This window comes from Ferrimonas balearica, from assembly GCF_019802085.1.
In the GTDB taxonomy this organism is placed as follows: Bacteria; Pseudomonadota; Gammaproteobacteria; order Enterobacterales; family Shewanellaceae; genus Ferrimonas; species Ferrimonas balearica_B.
Map to the genome: position 1 here is coordinate 1701569 of NZ_JAHVHV010000001.1, position 15294 is coordinate 1716862.

Sequence of the window (15294 nt, forward strand, 5' to 3'; positions counted from 1 at the left end):
CCCTAAGCAGGCCAGGGAGGTAATGACATGCTGAACAGTCACTTTGAGCAGCTCGAAGCGCTGGGGTTAAACCTGGGGCTGGCGGCCATCTTCTTCCTTATCGGCATGTCAATCAGGGACGTTTTGAACAAGGGTAACGTGCCCCCTTTTGGGCGCTTTATCGTATGGCTTGTGCTGTTTTTAGGCTGTGCCGGCTTTATCGCCAAGGGAGTGATCCAGCTCTTTTGGGAAGGCTCGGGCATCGGCTGAACCTCATCCATCATGGCAATTGAGAAAACCGACAGAACCACCCTGGACATGTTTGCCACGGAGAAGCGCCGTGGCCGGCCCCGGACCAATCCCCTGTCCCGGGAAGAGCAGCTGCGCATCAACAAGCGCAACCAGATCCAACGGGACAGATCCAAAGGGCTGAAACGTATTGAGCTCAAGGTCTCAGAAGCGCTGTACAACGCCTTGAATGACCAAGCCCTGGACAGTAATATCAGCCGCAGTCAATTGATCGAGTCCATTCTGCTGGCACAGTTTGACCTGGACTCGGACCGTCCCTGACGGCACAAACACATTCACCAACAGATATAGGTATGCGAATGGCAAGCGTAGGTCTGTTCTTCGGCAGCGACACCGGTAACACCGAAGCCGTAGCCAAGATGATCCAGAAAAAACTTGGCGATAAGATGGTGGCCGTAAAGGACATCGCCAAGAGCAGCAAAGAAGAGATCAACGAGTTCAGCCTGCTGCTGCTCGGGATCCCCACCTGGTACTACGGCGAAGCCCAGTGCGACTGGGACGATTTCTTCCCCGAGCTGGAACAGATCGACTTCAACGACAAGCTGGTGGCCATCTTCGGCTGCGGCGACCAAGAGGACTACGCCGAGTACTTCCTGGACGCCATGGGCCAGATTGGCGACATCGTCCGTGAGCGCGGCGCCATCATCGTCGGCCACACCTCCACCGAAGGCTACGACTTCGAGGCCTCCAAGGCCCTGGTGGACGACAACACCTTTGTGGGTCTGGGCATCGACGAAGACCGTCAGCCCGAGCTGACCGAAGAGCGCGTGGACGCCTGGGTCAAGCAGATCTACGACGAGATGTGCCTGGCCGAGCTGGCCGACTGAGCCCGGTGCTCAGATAAGAAAAAGGACCCGCCTGGGTCCTTTTTTCGTTTTCGCTTTCAGGCCGTGCTTTCGGTGGCCATCGAACGGTAGCGGGGCTTTTTGCGCACGTAGAGCACCCGGCGCAACCGGCACACGATGTCGCCGCTTTCGTCCTTTACTTCCACCACGAACTCCGGCAACACCTTGTCCCCCTCGGCAGTGGCGCTGCGGATGGCGTCCAGCTGACCGTCGGTCAGGCGAAACTCGGCGTACACCCGCCCCTTGCCGGGTTTGATGTAATCGATGTCCGCTTCTTTGTCCCACACCCGATACTCCTTGCCGAAGATCCCCATCAGCATCAGCGCGTAGATGGGATCGGTCATGGCGAACAGGCTGCCGCCAAAGTGGCTGCCGTTGGCGTTGCGGTTCCAGGGGCGCAGGGTCAGGCCCACGCGGCAGTATCGATAGTCCGGGTCCAACTGCTCGATTCGGATCCCGGGAAACAGAAAAGGCGGCCACAGGTTCAATAGCCGCCTGACGGTGTTAGCACTCACCGGCCAGCTCACGTCCACTCCTTGACTGGTCATACCACTAGGGCTGCAATACTAGCTTGTGATCCGGATCACATCAACCCAGGCTTCACAGATCCCGGGGTTTTCGCTATGTTGCCAGATCCTTATCCGCATTCTTTCTCGAGGTTTCCTGCATGCGTCCCATCCTCAAGTCCAACAAGCTGAACTCCGTCTGCTACGACATCCGGGGACCAGTGGCACGGGAGGCAAAACGGCTGGAAGAGGAGGGCCACCGGGTCCTCAAACTCAACATCGGCAACCCCGCCCCCTTCGGCTTCGATGCGCCGGAGGAGATCATCCGTGACGTCATCCACAACCTGCCGGAGAGCCAGGGCTACTGCGACTCCAAGGGCTTGTTCTCCGCCCGCAAGGCGGTGATGCAGCACTACCAGCCCCACGGGATCCTGGACGTCGACGTGGAGGACATTTACATCGGCAATGGCGTCTCCGAGCTTATCGTGATGGCGATGCAGGGGCTGTTGAACGACGGCGACGAAATTCTCATTCCCGCCCCCGACTACCCCTTGTGGACCGCCTCGGTGCACCTGGGCGGCGGCCGGGCGGTGCACTACCGCTGCGATGCCCAGTCGGACTGGATGCCGGACCTGGCGGACATCCGCGCCAAGATCACCCCTCAGACCCGGGCGCTGGTGATCATCAACCCCAACAACCCCACCGGCGCCGTCTACAGCCGGGAGATGCTGCTGGAGCTGCTGCAGATCGCCCGGGAGCACCACCTGATGGTGTTCTCCGACGAGATCTACGACAAGATCCTCTACGACGACGCCCAGCACATCCCCACCGCTTCCCTGGCGGACGATCTCTTTATCATCACCTTCAACGGCCTCTCCAAGGCCTATCGGGCCGCCGGTTTTCGCGCTGGCTGGATGATGCTCTCCGGCGACCGCTCCCAGGCCCGGGGGTACATCGAGGGGCTGGAGATGCTGGCCTCCATGCGGCTGTGCGCCAACGTGCCGGTGCAGCACGCCATCCAGACCGCCCTGGGGGGCTACCAGTCGATAAACGAGCTTCTGCTGCCCACCGGCCGGCTCTGCCAGCAGCGCGATCTGGTGGTGGAGCGCCTGGACGCCATCGACGGGGTCAGCGTCTACAAGCCCAAGGGGGCGCTGTACGCCTTTCCCCGGCTGGACACCAAGAAGTTCAACCTGCTGGACGATGAGAAGCTGGTGCTGGACCTGCTGCTGCAGGAGAAGATCCTCCTGGTCCAGGGCACCGCCTTCAACTGGCCCGAACCGGACCACCTGCGCATCGTGTTCCTGCCCCACCTGGAGGATCTGGACCGGGCCATGGACAAGTTCGAACACTTCCTCGGCCGCTACCGTCAGTGATGTCACAAGGAGAGCCCATGACCGCCCCCTCTAGCACCTTTCTCGCCTGGCTGTTCCGGATGCCGCTGATCCGGCGCTGGTCACTGATGTACTGCGTCAAACCGGAAAACGTGGCGGAGCACAGCCACCAGGTGGCCATCGTGGCCCACCTGCTGGCGGTGATCAAAAACCGGCTGTTCGACGGCGACCTCAACCCGGATAGGGCTGCCACCCTGGCCCTCTACCACGAATGCTCAGAGACCCGCCTGGGGGACATCGTCAGTCCGGTGAAGTACTCCAACGCCCAGATCACCAGCGAGTTCAAAAAGCTGGAGGCCGCCGCCGAGCAGCACTGCCTGGAGAGCCTGCCGGAGGCTCTGCGGGAGGACTTTGCCGAGCTGCTGGTGCAGAACAACGTGGCCCCGGAGTACGCCGCCCTGGTCAAGGCCGCGGACGTCATCTGCGCCTACCTCAAGGCCAAGGAGGAGCTGGCTCACCACAACCACGAATTCTCCCACGTGGTGGAGAAGCTGGAGCCCAAGCTGGAGACGCTGCGCGAGCGCCCTGAGGTGGCCTACTTCCTGGATGTCTTTATGGCCTCCTGCGGCGCCACCCTGGACAGCCTGGCCGCCCCGGCTTGACCTGGCCCGGTTGGGCGCGGAGACTGGAGCTAACCGCCTGATTAGGAGGGGATGATGACCAAAGCCTTAAGTACCGACTGGCACGCCCGCCGCTACCAGGAAAACAAGCAGCGGCAGGACGATCAGCGCAACCCCTTCCAGCGGGACAAAGCCCGGGTGCTGCACTCGGCGGCGTTTCGCCGGCTGCAGGCCAAGACCCAGGTGCTGGGGGTCGGCATGAACGACTTCTACCGCACCCGGCTGACCCACTCCCTGGAGGCGTCGCAGATCGGCAGCGGTCTCAACGCCCAACTGCGGCTCAAATTCCCCGACGTCGCCCCCTGGCTGGACGACCACCTGGTCGAAACCCTCTGCCTGGCCCATGACATCGGCCACCCCCCCTTCGGCCATGGCGGCGAGGTGGCGCTCAACTACATGATGCGGGAACACGGTGGCTTCGAGGGCAACGGCCAGACCTTTCGCATCCTCACCCGGCTGGAGCCCTACACCCAGGACTTCGGCATGAACCTGACCCGGCGCACCCTGCTGGGCGTGCTCAAGTACCCTGTGTGTCACGGCCTGGTGGCCAAGCCGGCCCAGCACGGCCCGGCAGCCAGCTTTCGCCAGCTCAAGGCCGCCGACTGGCAGCCGGCCAAGGCGGTGTTTGATGAGGATGGTGAGATCCTCGACTGGGTGCTCAGTGCCCTGCCGGAAGCTGAGCGGACTCAGTTCCAGCAGCTCAAACCCGCCCGGGACCCCCAAGGCCACGCCCGCAGCCGCTTCAAGTCCCTGGATTGCGCCATCATGGAGCTGGCGGACGACATCGCCTACTCGGTGCACGATCTGGAGGACGCCATTGTGCTGGGCATCGTCCAGGCCCAGCGCTGGCAGGAGCAGGTAGTAGAGCCGCTGATTCAGCGCGGCGGCCCCTTCTCCCCCACCCAGCTGGGCAAGATCAGCCAGGACCTGTTCTGCCACGAGCACCATCGACGCAAGGACGCCATCGGTACCCTGGTCAATGCCCTGGTCACCTCGGTAACCCTGGTCACGCAATCCGACGATTTCACCCTGCCACTGCTGGCGCGCATCGCCCGCCTGGAACCGGACCACCACGCCCTGCTCAAGGTGCTCAAGGGGTTTGTCTACACCGACGTCATTCGCAAGCCCGAGGTACAGCTGCTGGAGTTCAAGGGCCAGCAGATGGTGATGGAGCTGTTCGAAGCCTTCGCCTCGGATCCGGAGCGCCTGCTGCCGGTGACCACGGCGCGGCGCTGGCAGGATCAGGTGGCCCGAGGCCATAGCGGCAACCGAGTGATCGCCGACTACATCTCCGGCATGACCGACGAGTTTGCCGCCCGCCTGCACGAGAACCTCTTTACCCCCCGTTCGGGCAATCTGTTCGAATTGCAATCACGATTGTGATCCATTTGTAAATGCCGTTCGTTTCGGCTCTTCGAAGCTAACAACCGGAGAGCTCACATGAAACGAATCACTCAAGCGCTGCTGCTCAGTCTGAGTGCAGTGTTCTTGGTCGCTTGTGACGATGACGACGACGACATCGTTGTGACCCCACCGCCGGTCAACCCGGTGACAAACACCTACGTGCGAGTCCTGCACGCCTCCCCCGATGCCCCCATGGTGAACATCACCGTTGATGGGGCCAACGCGCTCGAGATGGTGGACTATATGGACGCCTCAGGCTTCCTCGAGCTGGAAGCGGGCATGTACAGCATCGGCGTCGACGCCATTCTGCCCGGCGGTGACACCACGACGGTGATCGGCCCGGCGGATCTCGACCTGTCCGGTGACATCGAGTACTCGGTGGTGGCACTGGGCAAAGTGGCCGATGGCACTTTGGAGCCGCTGATCCTGATGCGCGATAAGGCGGAGTTTGGTGCCGGCAACATCCAGCTTCAGGTGTTGCACGCCAGCCCGGATGCGCCGGCGGTAGACATCTATCTGACCGAGCCGATGGCGGACATCAGCATGATGGAGCCGGCCTTGGCCGCCGTGCCCTTCAAGGGGTTTAGCGACCTGATTGAAGTGGCCGCGGGGGACTACCAGGTGCGGGTAACCCCCACCGGGGACAAGACCGTGGTGTTTGACACCGGCGGCCTGTCCCTGCCGGCGGGCACCGACCTGACCCTGGTGGCGGTCAACAACACCCTGACCGGCGAGTCGCCCATCAACGTGATGGCCTGGGCCGCCGATGGCGCCTCCATCATCGCCGACGTCAACGCCGGCAGCGAAGTGCGGGTGGTGCACGCCTCCCCGGACGCGCCGCCGGTGAACATCGTGGTGGACGGTGACACCGTGCTGATGGACGTGCCCTACACCGCCGCCAGTGGCTACCTGGGCCTGACTGCCGGGGATCACAACATCCAGGTGGAGCCGAGCTCCAACCCGGGCATGGCCGTAATTGACGCCGACGTGACCCTGGAGGCCCTGACCGCCTATACGGTGCTGGCCATCAACAACGTGGCGGAGATCGCCCCCTGGATCGTGATGGATGAGCGTCGCCGCATCGCTACCGCCGCTCAGCTGCGCCTGCTGCACGCCTCTCCCGCCGCCGGCAACGTGGACATCTACGTGACCGCCGACATGGACATCAGCGATGACATGCCTGCCTTCACCGACGTGCCCATCATGGCCGAAACCGGCCTGGTGCAACTGGCCGCCGGCACCTACTACGTGACCGTGACCCCCACCGGCACCACAGAGCCGGCCATCGGCCCGCTGATGCTGGAGCTGGAGGCGAACATGATCTACACCGCCATCGCCCGTGACATGATGGGCGGCGGCGGACCGCTCGGGGTGATCGTCCTGGACGATTTCTTAATGGAGTAATGCCTGACCAACAACGGCGCCCTCGGGCGCCGTTTCTTCTTGGGTAAAGCATTTCAGCAGAAGATGATTTTGAACAACATCCGCAGGTGGCAGCGTCGTTGTGGAGGCTTTGCGGGAAGGTATAGTTAAGGTAAACGCCGCGTAAGCATGGAGGGAAGTCATGTTGGCACGCTTAACCATTGTTCTGCTGATTCTGGTGCTGGGCAATCTCTACTGGTGGACCCGCTATCGCCAAACCCAGACCAACCGCAACATCGACGGCCGCGAACGGGAAGCGCAGCTGGATCAACTGCAGGACCGTTGGGTCCAGTTCACCTGTGTCTCCATCATGCTGATCATGTTCCTGACCCCCTTCGCCCACGCCATCTCACAGGTCAAAGGCTGATCAAAAACGGCGCCCTTGGGCGCCGTTCTCTCATCCCACCAGGGCGGGAAAGAGCCCCTTGACCCCGGCGGCGATCACCTCGATACCGATGGAGAGCATCAACAGCCCCATGATCCGGGTGATGACGTTAATGCCGGTCTGACCCAGGACTCGGAAGATCACCGGAGCCAGGCGGAAGATGGCCCAGCTGCAGGCACCGAAGATCACGATGGCCAGCATCATGCCCAGGGTATCGGTCACCGAGTTGTTCTCCGCGGCGAAGACGATCACCGAACTGATGGCGCCGGGGCCGGCCATCAAAGGCAGCGCCAGGGGCACCACCGCCACCGACTCCTTGGCCGCCGCTTCCCGGTCCTCCGCCTTGTTGTGTTTCACCTCACCCAGCTTGCCCTGCAGCATCGACATGGCGATAAAGATGATCAGGGTGCCGCCGGCGATGCGAAACGCCGGCAGAGAGATGCTGAACATGTCGAGGATCAGCTGCCCGGCCAGCAGGGTCACCACCAGGATCACCACCACCGCAAAGTTGGCCAGGGTGCCGGTACGCTGACGCTCCACCTCGCTCTGGTGGCTGGTCAGGGTCACGAACACCGGCAGCAGGCCGATGGGGTTGATGATGGCCACCAAACCCAAGAAAAATTGGAAGAAAAGCGTCAAATCCACGGTGGTTGATCCCAAGTTGAACGAAGGGTTGTCAGGACGCGCGTACTTTAGCCAAACCGGCGGGTCAGGCAAAATGAATTATTTGTCGCCCCACCCCGCCATTAGGCTTAGTTTTTCTAATCCTTGACCGGCGTCACACTTTGCCCCCTACAAGCATCAGCTGAGTCGTCGAATGCGCAACTAAGTCACTCTTTGACAGGCAGTTAGGGGAAATAGAGCGGCGATGCCGCTCAATTGCCTCCCCACTCCGAGACCCGCCATCCCTGCCCTTAATTCTCTAAAGGCGAGTTGGCAAATGGCCAGCCGAGCCGGTAAAACGCAAACCCCTTGATCTTAGGATAGATTCCACGGTATTGATGCCACCAGTGAATATTGTGATCGGTCCTGTTAAGGAGCACAGATGTCATGGATGATCTACGGGGCCACCGGCTACACCGGCGTCCTGATCGCTGAAGAAGCGGTAAAACGGGGGCTGCGTCCCCTGCTGGCCGGCCGTGACTCGGCCAAACTGGACGCGCTGGCCCAGCGCCTGGGGCTGGAATACCGGACGGTGAGCCTGGATGGGGACCTGGAAGCGGCCCTGGCCGATCAGACCCTGGTGCTGCACTGCGCCGGCCCCTTCTCCGCCACCGCCGAGCCCATGCTCCAGGCGTGCCTGGCCAGCGGCACCCACTACCTGGACATCACCGGGGAGATCGCGGTGTTTGAGCGGGCCGCCCAACTCGACAAGACTGCCCGGGAGGCGGGGGTGGCCCTGATCCCCGGGGTGGGGTTCGACGTCATTCCCACCGATTGCCTGGCCGCCCGACTCAAGGCTGCCATGCCCGACGCTGTGACGCTGGCCCTGGGGTTTGATTCCCGCTCTGGATTCTCGCCGGGTACGGCCAAAACGTCGGTGGAGGCGCTGCCCCAGGGCGGCATGGTGCGCCGACAGGGCCAACTGCAACCGGTGCCCCTGGCCTATCAGCAAGAGTCCATCGATTTTGGTGGCGGGCGCAAGCACGCGGTCACCATCCCCTGGGGCGACGTGGCCACCGCCTGGCACAGCACCGGCATTCCCGATATCGAGGTCTATCTGCCGATGTCGCCCCGCAAGGCCAAACAGCTCAAACGCCTCAACGCCGTGCGCGCCATTCTGGGCTGGGGCTGGGTGCAGCGCTACCTCAAAGGGCGCATCGAGCAGCAGGTGACCGGTCCCAGCCCCGAAGAGCGGGCCGACAGCCCAACCTGGGTCTGGGGCCGGGTCCGCAACGCCGCCGGGGCGCAATTGGTGGGGCGGGTGCAGGTGGCCAACGGCTACGAGCTGACCGTAACCGGCGCCCTGGCGATGGTGGAACGGGTGCTTGAGGAGAACCCCAGCGGCTTTCTCACCCCCTCATCCCTGGCCGGCTGGCAACTGGTGGAACAGTTGCCCGGCTCCACCGCCATCACCCTGACCGAGGATTAGGCGGACTTCAGACACCAGCGGCGGTAGAACTGCGCCGGCGCCATGCGGGCCAGCTGCAGGCTGTCCCGCAACGCCAGAGCGGTGGGCACCAGAGTCCAGCAAAACAGCAGGTAGAGGGTGCCCCGGGCCGGTTCCCCCAGGTAGAACTTGTGGGCACCAAAGCTGCCCAGGTAGAGGCTCAGGCGGCGGGCCAGGCGCTGGCTGCGCAGGTTGGGGTCCATGCCCGCCAGGGCATCCAGCCCCTGTCCGGCGTAGCAGTGTTCACACAAGATCTGGTGGTCAGTGACGCTGGAGCAGCACTGGGGACAACGGTTCTGACTCATCGAGGGGCACTCCCAAAAGGTGATGCCCCCATTTTAGGTACAGCTGTACGCTCAAATCCCCCACCTGAATCACACTAATTCAGCCGCTTGCGCATGGAGCACAAAAAAAGCGCCCCGAAGGGCGCTTTGACTTGCGGGTGGGTTGTTGCTCAGCCAAAGTCCCCGGTGATGTAACCGTGGGTACGTTTGTCTTGGGGGGCCGTGAAGATCTGCTCAGTCTCGCCGTGCTCCACCAGCTCCCCCATCAGGAAGAAGGCGGTCTTGTCGGCGATGCGACGGGCCTGGGCCATGGAGTGGGTCACAATCACCACGGTGAACTCCTTGCGCAGGTCCTCCATCAGCTCCTCGATGCGGGCGGTGGCGATGGGATCGAGCGCTGAGGTGGGCTCGTCCATCAGGATGACGTCGGGCTTCATGGCGATGGTTCGGGCGATGCACAGACGCTGCTGCTGGCCGCCGGACAGGCCGAAAGCGTGGCTGTTCAGGCGATCTTTCACCTCGTCCCACAGGGCGGCGCTGCGCAGGGCCTTCTCAACGATGGCATCCAGCTGCTTCTTGTCCTTGAGCCCCTGGGCCTTCTGGCCGTACGCCACGTTCTCGTAGATGCTCATCGGGAAGGGGTTGGGTTTCTGGAACACCATGCCACAGCGCATGCGCAGCTTGCGCACGTCCACGTCGGCGTAGATGTCGGCGCCGTCCATTTTGACGCTGCCGTCGATGCGCACACCGGCGATAAGGTCGTTCATCCGGTTCAGGGTGCGCAGCAGGGTGGACTTGCCGCAACCGGAGGGGCCGATAAAGGCGGTCACCTGCTTCTTGGGGATCACCAGCTCGATGGACTTCAGGGCTTGGTTGTCGCCGTAGTACAGGTCCAGGTCTTTGATTTCAAAAGTGTTCATTGTCGTCTACCGCAAAAATTCTGTTTAGTAAGTGGCTTTACTGAATTTGGTGGAGATGTACTTGGTCACCAAGTTGATCCCCAGGACCACGAGCACCAGCACGGTGGCCGTCGCAAAGGCCATGTTCCAGTCGTGCTGGGTGTAGAGCTCGGTGGTCAGCATGTACAGGTGCACAGTCAGGGTCCGGCCGGAGTCGAATACGGACTCGGGGATCCGGGCCACCATGCCCGCGGTGAGGAACACCGGGGCGGATTCGCCCACGATCCGGCCGATGGACAGGATCAGCGAGGTGACGATCCCGGGCATGGCCGCCGGCAGGATGACCCGCCAGATGGTGTACAGTCGCGAGGCACCCAGACCAAAGGAGGCTTCGCGGTAGGACAGAGGTACAGCAATGATGGCTTCCTCGGTGGTGCGGATGATCACCGGCAGGATGAGGATCCCCAGGGTGAGACCGCCGGACAGGATGGAGAAACCCAGTCCCAGGGCCACGACGAAGAAGGTCATGCCAAACAGGCCGTAAACGATGGAGGGGATCCCCGCCAACGCTTCGGTACAGAAACGCACCAGTTTCACCACCTTGCTGCCGGGCTTGGCGTACTCGGTCAGGTAGATGGCGGTCATGATGCCGATGGGGGCGGCGATGGCGATGGAGAGCAGCACCATGTACACGGTGGCGACAATCATCGGCCAGATCCCCTCTTCATCACCGGTACGGGTGTAGTTGTCGGTGATGAAGCTCCAGTCAACGTAGGCGATGCCGTTGCTGACGATGTAGAACAGGATCCAGACCAGGAAGCCCATGGTGAGCACCGCGGAGGACCAGATCAGCCCCTTGAGAACCGTGTCTTTTTGCTCGTGGGAAATCATCTTATTTGGCCTTCTCGCGGTTGAGGTACATCAGGGTGCCGTTGAGCAGCATGACGAACACCAGCAGGACCACGCCGCTGGCGTAGAGGGCGCTGGCGTGCACACCGGTCGCGTAGGACATCTCCAGGGCGATGTTGGCGGTCAGGGTTCGGGCGGAATCTAGGATGCCCTCGGGCATGGCGGGGGTGTTCCCCATCACCATGATGATCGCCATGGTTTCGCCAACGGCACGGGCCACGCCCAGGATGATGCCGGTCAGGATGCCGGAGCGGGCCGCGGGAATGAGCACGTTAAAGATGGTGTGGATGTGGGAGGCGCCCAGGGCCAGGGAGCCCTCCTTGTACTGGCGCGGCACGGCGCGCAGGGAGGTCTCGGACACGGCGATCACCGTGGGCAGAATCATGATGGCCAGCACCACGGCCCCGGCCAGTACGGTGGCACCGGAGGGGACACCGAACACGTCCTCAATCAGCGGTACAATCACCACCAGGCCGAAAAAGCCGTACACCACGGAAGGAATACCGGCCAGCAGCTCGATGGCCGGGCGCATGATGTTCACCACGCGCTGGGGGGCGATCTCCGCCAGGAAGATGGCGGTCATGACGCCCACCGGCACCCCGAGGACCACGGCGACGGCGGTGGCCAGCAGTGAGCCGACGATCATCGGCGCGATGCCGTACAGTGCCGGCGGCAGCCAGTGCACGCCGAATACCATGCCACCCACCCCGGCCTCATCGAAAGAGGCGTAGCTCTCCTTGACGAGGAAGAAGCCGATGGTGACCACTGAGGCGACGCCGATAAAGGCACTGAGCATGAACAGCGCGTGGAACGCGTGCTCAACGAAGTCGCGGCGGCGAGAACTCGCCAGGGCCCGCTCCGTATCTTGAACTTGAAGTGCAGCGTTAACTTCAGACATAAATCTTTAACAACCCTAAGTAACCCACAAACAGGCTGCGGCACCCCTGCCGCAGCCCGTCTTATTCGCAATGCCCTTGGGCAGCGCTGGCCTTATTTGGCCGGTACGTAGCCTTTCTGAGCGACGATGGACTGGCCTTCTTCAGACAGAATCCAGTCGATGAACGCCTGGGCGTACTGAGGGGTCTTGGGACCGGTCATCAGTACGAAGGAGCGAGCTACCGGGTAGGACTGGTTCTGAACGTTGGCCACTGCAGCGTCAACGCCGTTGATGTCCAGTGCCTTAACGGAGCCGTCCACGGTACCCAGAGAGATGTAACCAATGGCGCGGGGGTTCTGACCGGAGGTGGTCTTCACCATGCCGTTACCGTTGGCCACCTGGGCACGGGGGGAGATGGCGGACACTTTCTTGCCAGCGATGGTTTGCTTCAGGCCCAGTACGTCTTCGAAGCCGGCACGGGTACCGGAAGCGGAGTCACGGGTCACGGCCACGATGGGGGCTTTCTCACCGCCCACTTCGGACCAGTCCTTGATCTCACCGCGGTAGATGGCGGCAACCTGCTCGGTGGTCAGGTTCTCAATCTTGTTGCTCGGGTGAACCACAACGGCGATGCCGTCGTTGGCGATGATGATGCGCTCGACACCGGCTTCCACTTCGCTGTCAGCCACAGCGCGAGAGGCCATACCGATGTGGGAGGTGCCCTGGTTGGCAGCACGGATACCGGCGGAAGAACCCGGGCCCTGTACTTCAACGAAGTTGCCGGTCTTCTTGGTGTAGGTCTCGGCCAGGACTTCCATCAGGCTGGTCATGGAGTTGGAACCAGAAACAGTGATGGTTTCGCCAGCAATGGCGCTGGACGCGGTGAACATGGAGAACAGCGCCAGGGCGCCAGCAGCAAATTTTTTCATGGTTAAAAACCCTAGATTCCTTGTTAGTGCCACTCTCTCTTGGCGGCGGATGCATTAGGCCAAAACCGGATGACAGTTTTATTTCACTACTGTGCCAATTCGATGTCATGCCCACATTTTCTATAAATTACAGTCAGATAGATGATGTCATTTTTTTGATTTTTTGCAGGAAATACGAATTGGGAGCGGGTGGAGTTGTGCTTGGCAGGCATAAAAAAGGCGCCGATTTTCAAAGAGATCGGCGCCTGGCAGTTTGGATTCGGAAGTGTTTTTCGTGGTCCCAAGACGGAGTTAAGGGTCGAGGGCTTTGATCTCCACCCGGTCCTGATCACTCAGTTGCACCTGCAGCCCCTCCAGGGTGACAAAGCGACGCCCATCCATCTCACCACGACGCACCAGATATCGCTGAGGTTCGCCTTGGCTGGCGGAGAACACCGTCAGTTCCAGCACCTGGTTCTGGCTCTGGTATCTCTGATAGCCCCAAAGGCCGGCCAGTACCGCCACCACCACCAGACCCAGGATCCAGGCCTTGGGGGGCACCACGCTGGGCCGCGGTGCAGACACAGGACTCTGGCGGCGTTTTATCAGGGTGGCGCCAACCAGAACGACCACCAAGGTCAACAGGATTTTCAGCAACATGGCTAGGCTCAAACCGGGTGTAAAGGGCCATTGTAGGGGAAGGCGCCGACCATTTCTGCCTAGGGGTTCTCATCCTCAATGCGCTGCCAGACCGCCTCGGCACCCGCCCGTCGGCTGTTCACTGCGAACCACTGGGCCAGAGCCGGCAGTTCTGCCATCATCTCGGGCCCGCCTGGCAACCCCTGGCAATAACGCAGCAGCGGCAGCAGGAAGAGATCGGCCAGGGTAAGGCTGTCGCCAGCCAGATAGGCGCCCTCCCCCAGCACCTGCTCCATGGGCATCAACAAAGCCCTGGCCTCTTGGGGTGCCTTGGCGAATGCCTTGGGGTCTTGGTCACGGATCCCTAAGGCCGGAAACAGCCAGTTGCGGGTCAACTTGGGGTAGATCTCGGTATTGAAGGCACTGACCCACTGCATCATCCTCGCCTGTTGAATCAATTCCGGTGGAAACAGGTCCGGCCCCGGGAACTGCTCGTTGAGGTAGACGCAGATGGCGAGGGTTTCATAGAGACACACCCCCTGGTGTTTCATCACTGGGATCTTGCCATAGGGGTTCAGCGCCAGGTGGGCGTCGCTGCCGATGGCCAGGGGCTCGTTGCAGTAAGCCACGCCCTTCTCCTCGCACATCCACAGTGCGGTTTGCACGTAGCTGGATCGCACCGAGCCGTATAGGGTCACCGGGAGCATCTCGCTTTCCTCTTGCCATCAAGCGCTTAGAACCAAGCATAGGCGATGCGAAGGCGAAGCTAGGCCGAAGCGGCTGCCTGGGCAAACCAAGGCCAAAGCATAGCTTTGCCGCTTGGTGAGGTGGAGGCATGGGTGAGAGCCGACCGACGCGCAGCGTCGCAGTGACTCAAGCGCGGAGGCAGGAAGCCGCAGCCGATCTTTGACGGAGGCCATGGATGGTCGGAGGAAAAGGCGACAGGAGGGCATCACCAGGGAGGGGTTGATACATTAAGAGGTGGCAGTGAGCTCCATCGCGTTACCGGTGCCCAACCTACAATGAACCGTCCACTCAGCTCAAATTCTGAACAAACAAAAACCCTTGAGCGTTAACTCAAGGGTTTCGTGTAAATAATGGCGGGCAAAGCGGAACCGAAGCGCAGCTTCGCAGTTCGCTGAGGTGGAGGCTGGATGCCGACAGGGCACCGCCACAGGGAAGTGTTGTTAGTAATACGCTACACCGACTCACGCCTGCGACGCAGGCCCGAAGCGGCTGCCAGGGACGGCAGCCTGGGGGGTGTCACAGGATGTGTTGTTCATACCTAACGTGTACGAACCACTGCACCGTCCACTCAACTCATAACGCGCTAAACGCAAAAAAGCCTGAGTCTCGAGACGAAGACGCCCAGTCTCAGGCTTGATGCAAATAATGGTGGGCGAGCCAGAACCGATGCGAAGCATCGCAGTCTGGCGAGTTGGAGGCAGGATGCCGACAGGGCACCACCACAGGGACGTGTTGTTCGCACGGCAACGTCCACTCAAACTCACATTCCTAGACCACAACGAAAAAAGCCTCATCCGAAGATGAGGCTTTATCGAAATAATGGCGGAGTGGACGGGACTCGAACCCGCGACCCCCGGCGTGACAGGCCGGTATTCTAACCAACTGAACTACCACTCCGCACTATTCGGTGCGAACGACGCATGGCGTCACTCAAATTAGGTGCCTGGCGGTGACCTACTCTCGCATGGGAACCCCCACACTACCATCGGCGCGGTTGCGTTTCACTGCTGAGTTCGGCATGGGATCAGGTGGGTCCACAACGCTATTGCCACCAGGC

18 protein-coding genes, 1 tRNA gene and 1 rRNA gene are annotated in these 15294 nt (G+C 61.5%); 9 read left to right on the forward strand and 11 right to left on the reverse strand.

Translation table 11 applies throughout. The features are described from left to right. Positions 1–27: 27 nt before the first annotated feature. From KUV81_RS08050 to fldA, 3 genes are read left to right on the forward strand one after another with little or no spacing between them, the layout of a single operon-like run. Complete coding sequence (locus tag KUV81_RS08050) at positions 28–249, forward strand: DUF2788 domain-containing protein (RefSeq protein ID WP_222543298.1); 222 nt, start codon at positions 28–30, stop codon at positions 247–249. A 12-nt stretch (positions 250–261) separates the two neighbouring features. Beyond that, positions 262–549, forward strand: a complete 288-nt coding sequence (ybfE, locus tag KUV81_RS08055; protein ID WP_222543299.1) for a LexA regulated protein — start codon at positions 262–264, stop codon at positions 547–549. A gap of 38 nt (positions 550–587) precedes the next feature. Further along, positions 588–1115, forward strand: a complete 528-nt coding sequence (gene fldA / locus KUV81_RS08060) for a flavodoxin FldA (protein WP_222543300.1) — start codon at positions 588–590, stop codon at positions 1113–1115. Positions 1116–1171: 56 nt separating this feature from the next. Here the strand turns inward: fldA and KUV81_RS08065 are convergent, their stop codons facing one another. Further along, positions 1172–1660 (reverse strand): DUF4442 domain-containing protein, encoded by a 489-nt coding sequence (locus KUV81_RS08065; RefSeq protein WP_315900054.1) that lies wholly within the window; start codon positions 1658–1660, stop codon positions 1172–1174. Between the two features lie 140 nt (positions 1661–1800). Between KUV81_RS08065 and KUV81_RS08070 the strand changes: the two genes are divergently transcribed. The 5 genes from KUV81_RS08070 (at position 1801) to KUV81_RS08090 (ending at position 6846) form a co-directional block, all read left to right on the forward strand. Continuing rightward, a complete protein-coding gene (locus tag KUV81_RS08070) occupies positions 1801–3015 on the forward strand; it encodes a pyridoxal phosphate-dependent aminotransferase (protein ID WP_222543302.1) in 1215 nt (404 codons plus the stop codon). A gap of 17 nt (positions 3016–3032) precedes the next feature. Next, positions 3033–3635: a 5'-deoxynucleotidase gene (yfbR, locus tag KUV81_RS08075; RefSeq protein WP_222543303.1), complete on the forward strand. Its 603-nt coding sequence runs from the start codon at positions 3033–3035 to the stop codon at positions 3633–3635. 54 nt (positions 3636–3689) lie between these two features. Further along, positions 3690–5036, forward strand: a complete 1347-nt coding sequence (locus tag KUV81_RS08080; RefSeq protein WP_222543304.1) for an anti-phage deoxyguanosine triphosphatase — start codon at positions 3690–3692, stop codon at positions 5034–5036. Positions 5037–5093: 57 nt separating this feature from the next. Further along, positions 5094–6461 (forward strand): DUF4397 domain-containing protein, encoded by a 1368-nt coding sequence (locus tag KUV81_RS08085; RefSeq protein ID WP_222543305.1) that lies wholly within the window; start codon positions 5094–5096, stop codon positions 6459–6461. 160 nt (positions 6462–6621) lie between these two features. After that, on the forward strand, positions 6622–6846 hold the full coding sequence (locus tag KUV81_RS08090; RefSeq protein ID WP_222543306.1) for a hypothetical protein: 225 nt from the start codon (positions 6622–6624) through the stop codon (positions 6844–6846). Between the two features lie 30 nt (positions 6847–6876). Here the strand turns inward: KUV81_RS08090 and KUV81_RS08095 are convergent, their stop codons facing one another. Continuing rightward, on the reverse strand, positions 6877–7509 hold the full coding sequence (locus tag KUV81_RS08095) for a YchE family NAAT transporter (protein ID WP_222543307.1): 633 nt from the start codon (positions 7507–7509) through the stop codon (positions 6877–6879). 400 nt (positions 7510–7909) lie between these two features. Here KUV81_RS08095 and KUV81_RS08100 point away from each other — a divergent pair, with 400 nt between their 5' ends. Then, on the forward strand, positions 7910–8956 hold the full coding sequence (locus KUV81_RS08100; RefSeq protein ID WP_222543308.1) for a saccharopine dehydrogenase family protein: 1047 nt from the start codon (positions 7910–7912) through the stop codon (positions 8954–8956). Here the strand turns inward: KUV81_RS08100 and KUV81_RS08105 are convergent. The 9 genes from KUV81_RS08105 to rrf all read right to left on the reverse strand — a co-directional run bounded on the left by KUV81_RS08105 (position 8953) and on the right by rrf (position 15293). Further along, positions 8953–9279 (reverse strand): TM2 domain-containing protein, encoded by a 327-nt coding sequence (locus KUV81_RS08105; RefSeq protein WP_261389226.1) that lies wholly within the window; start codon positions 9277–9279, stop codon positions 8953–8955. The genes KUV81_RS08100 and KUV81_RS08105 overlap by 4 nt on opposite strands. Before the next feature lie 149 nt (positions 9280–9428). Continuing rightward, entirely contained in the window at positions 9429–10178 is a 750-nt protein-coding gene (gene pstB / locus KUV81_RS08110) for a phosphate ABC transporter ATP-binding protein PstB (protein ID WP_222543309.1), read from the reverse strand. A 24-nt stretch (positions 10179–10202) separates the two neighbouring features. Next, positions 10203–11048: a phosphate ABC transporter permease PstA gene (gene pstA, locus KUV81_RS08115; protein WP_222543310.1), complete on the reverse strand. Its 846-nt coding sequence runs from the start codon at positions 11046–11048 to the stop codon at positions 10203–10205. A gap of 1 nt (position 11049) precedes the next feature. Beyond that, positions 11050–11964, reverse strand: a complete 915-nt coding sequence (pstC, locus tag KUV81_RS08120) for a phosphate ABC transporter permease subunit PstC (RefSeq protein WP_222543311.1) — start codon at positions 11962–11964, stop codon at positions 11050–11052. 92 nt (positions 11965–12056) lie between these two features. Further along, positions 12057–12872: a phosphate ABC transporter substrate-binding protein gene (locus KUV81_RS08125; RefSeq protein ID WP_222543312.1), complete on the reverse strand. Its 816-nt coding sequence runs from the start codon at positions 12870–12872 to the stop codon at positions 12057–12059. 291 nt (positions 12873–13163) lie between these two features. After that, positions 13164–13511, reverse strand: coding sequence for a hypothetical protein (locus tag KUV81_RS08130; protein ID WP_222543313.1), 348 nt, complete (start codon positions 13509–13511; stop codon positions 13164–13166). Positions 13512–13570: 59 nt separating this feature from the next. Continuing rightward, positions 13571–14197, reverse strand: a complete 627-nt coding sequence (locus tag KUV81_RS08135) for a glutathione S-transferase family protein (RefSeq protein WP_222543314.1) — start codon at positions 14195–14197, stop codon at positions 13571–13573. Positions 14198–15057: 860 nt separating this feature from the next. Further along, positions 15058–15134 (reverse strand) — tRNA-Asp (locus tag KUV81_RS08140). Between the two features lie 44 nt (positions 15135–15178). Further along, positions 15179–15293, reverse strand: a 5S ribosomal RNA gene (gene rrf, locus KUV81_RS08145). Position 15294 lies beyond the last annotated feature (1 nt).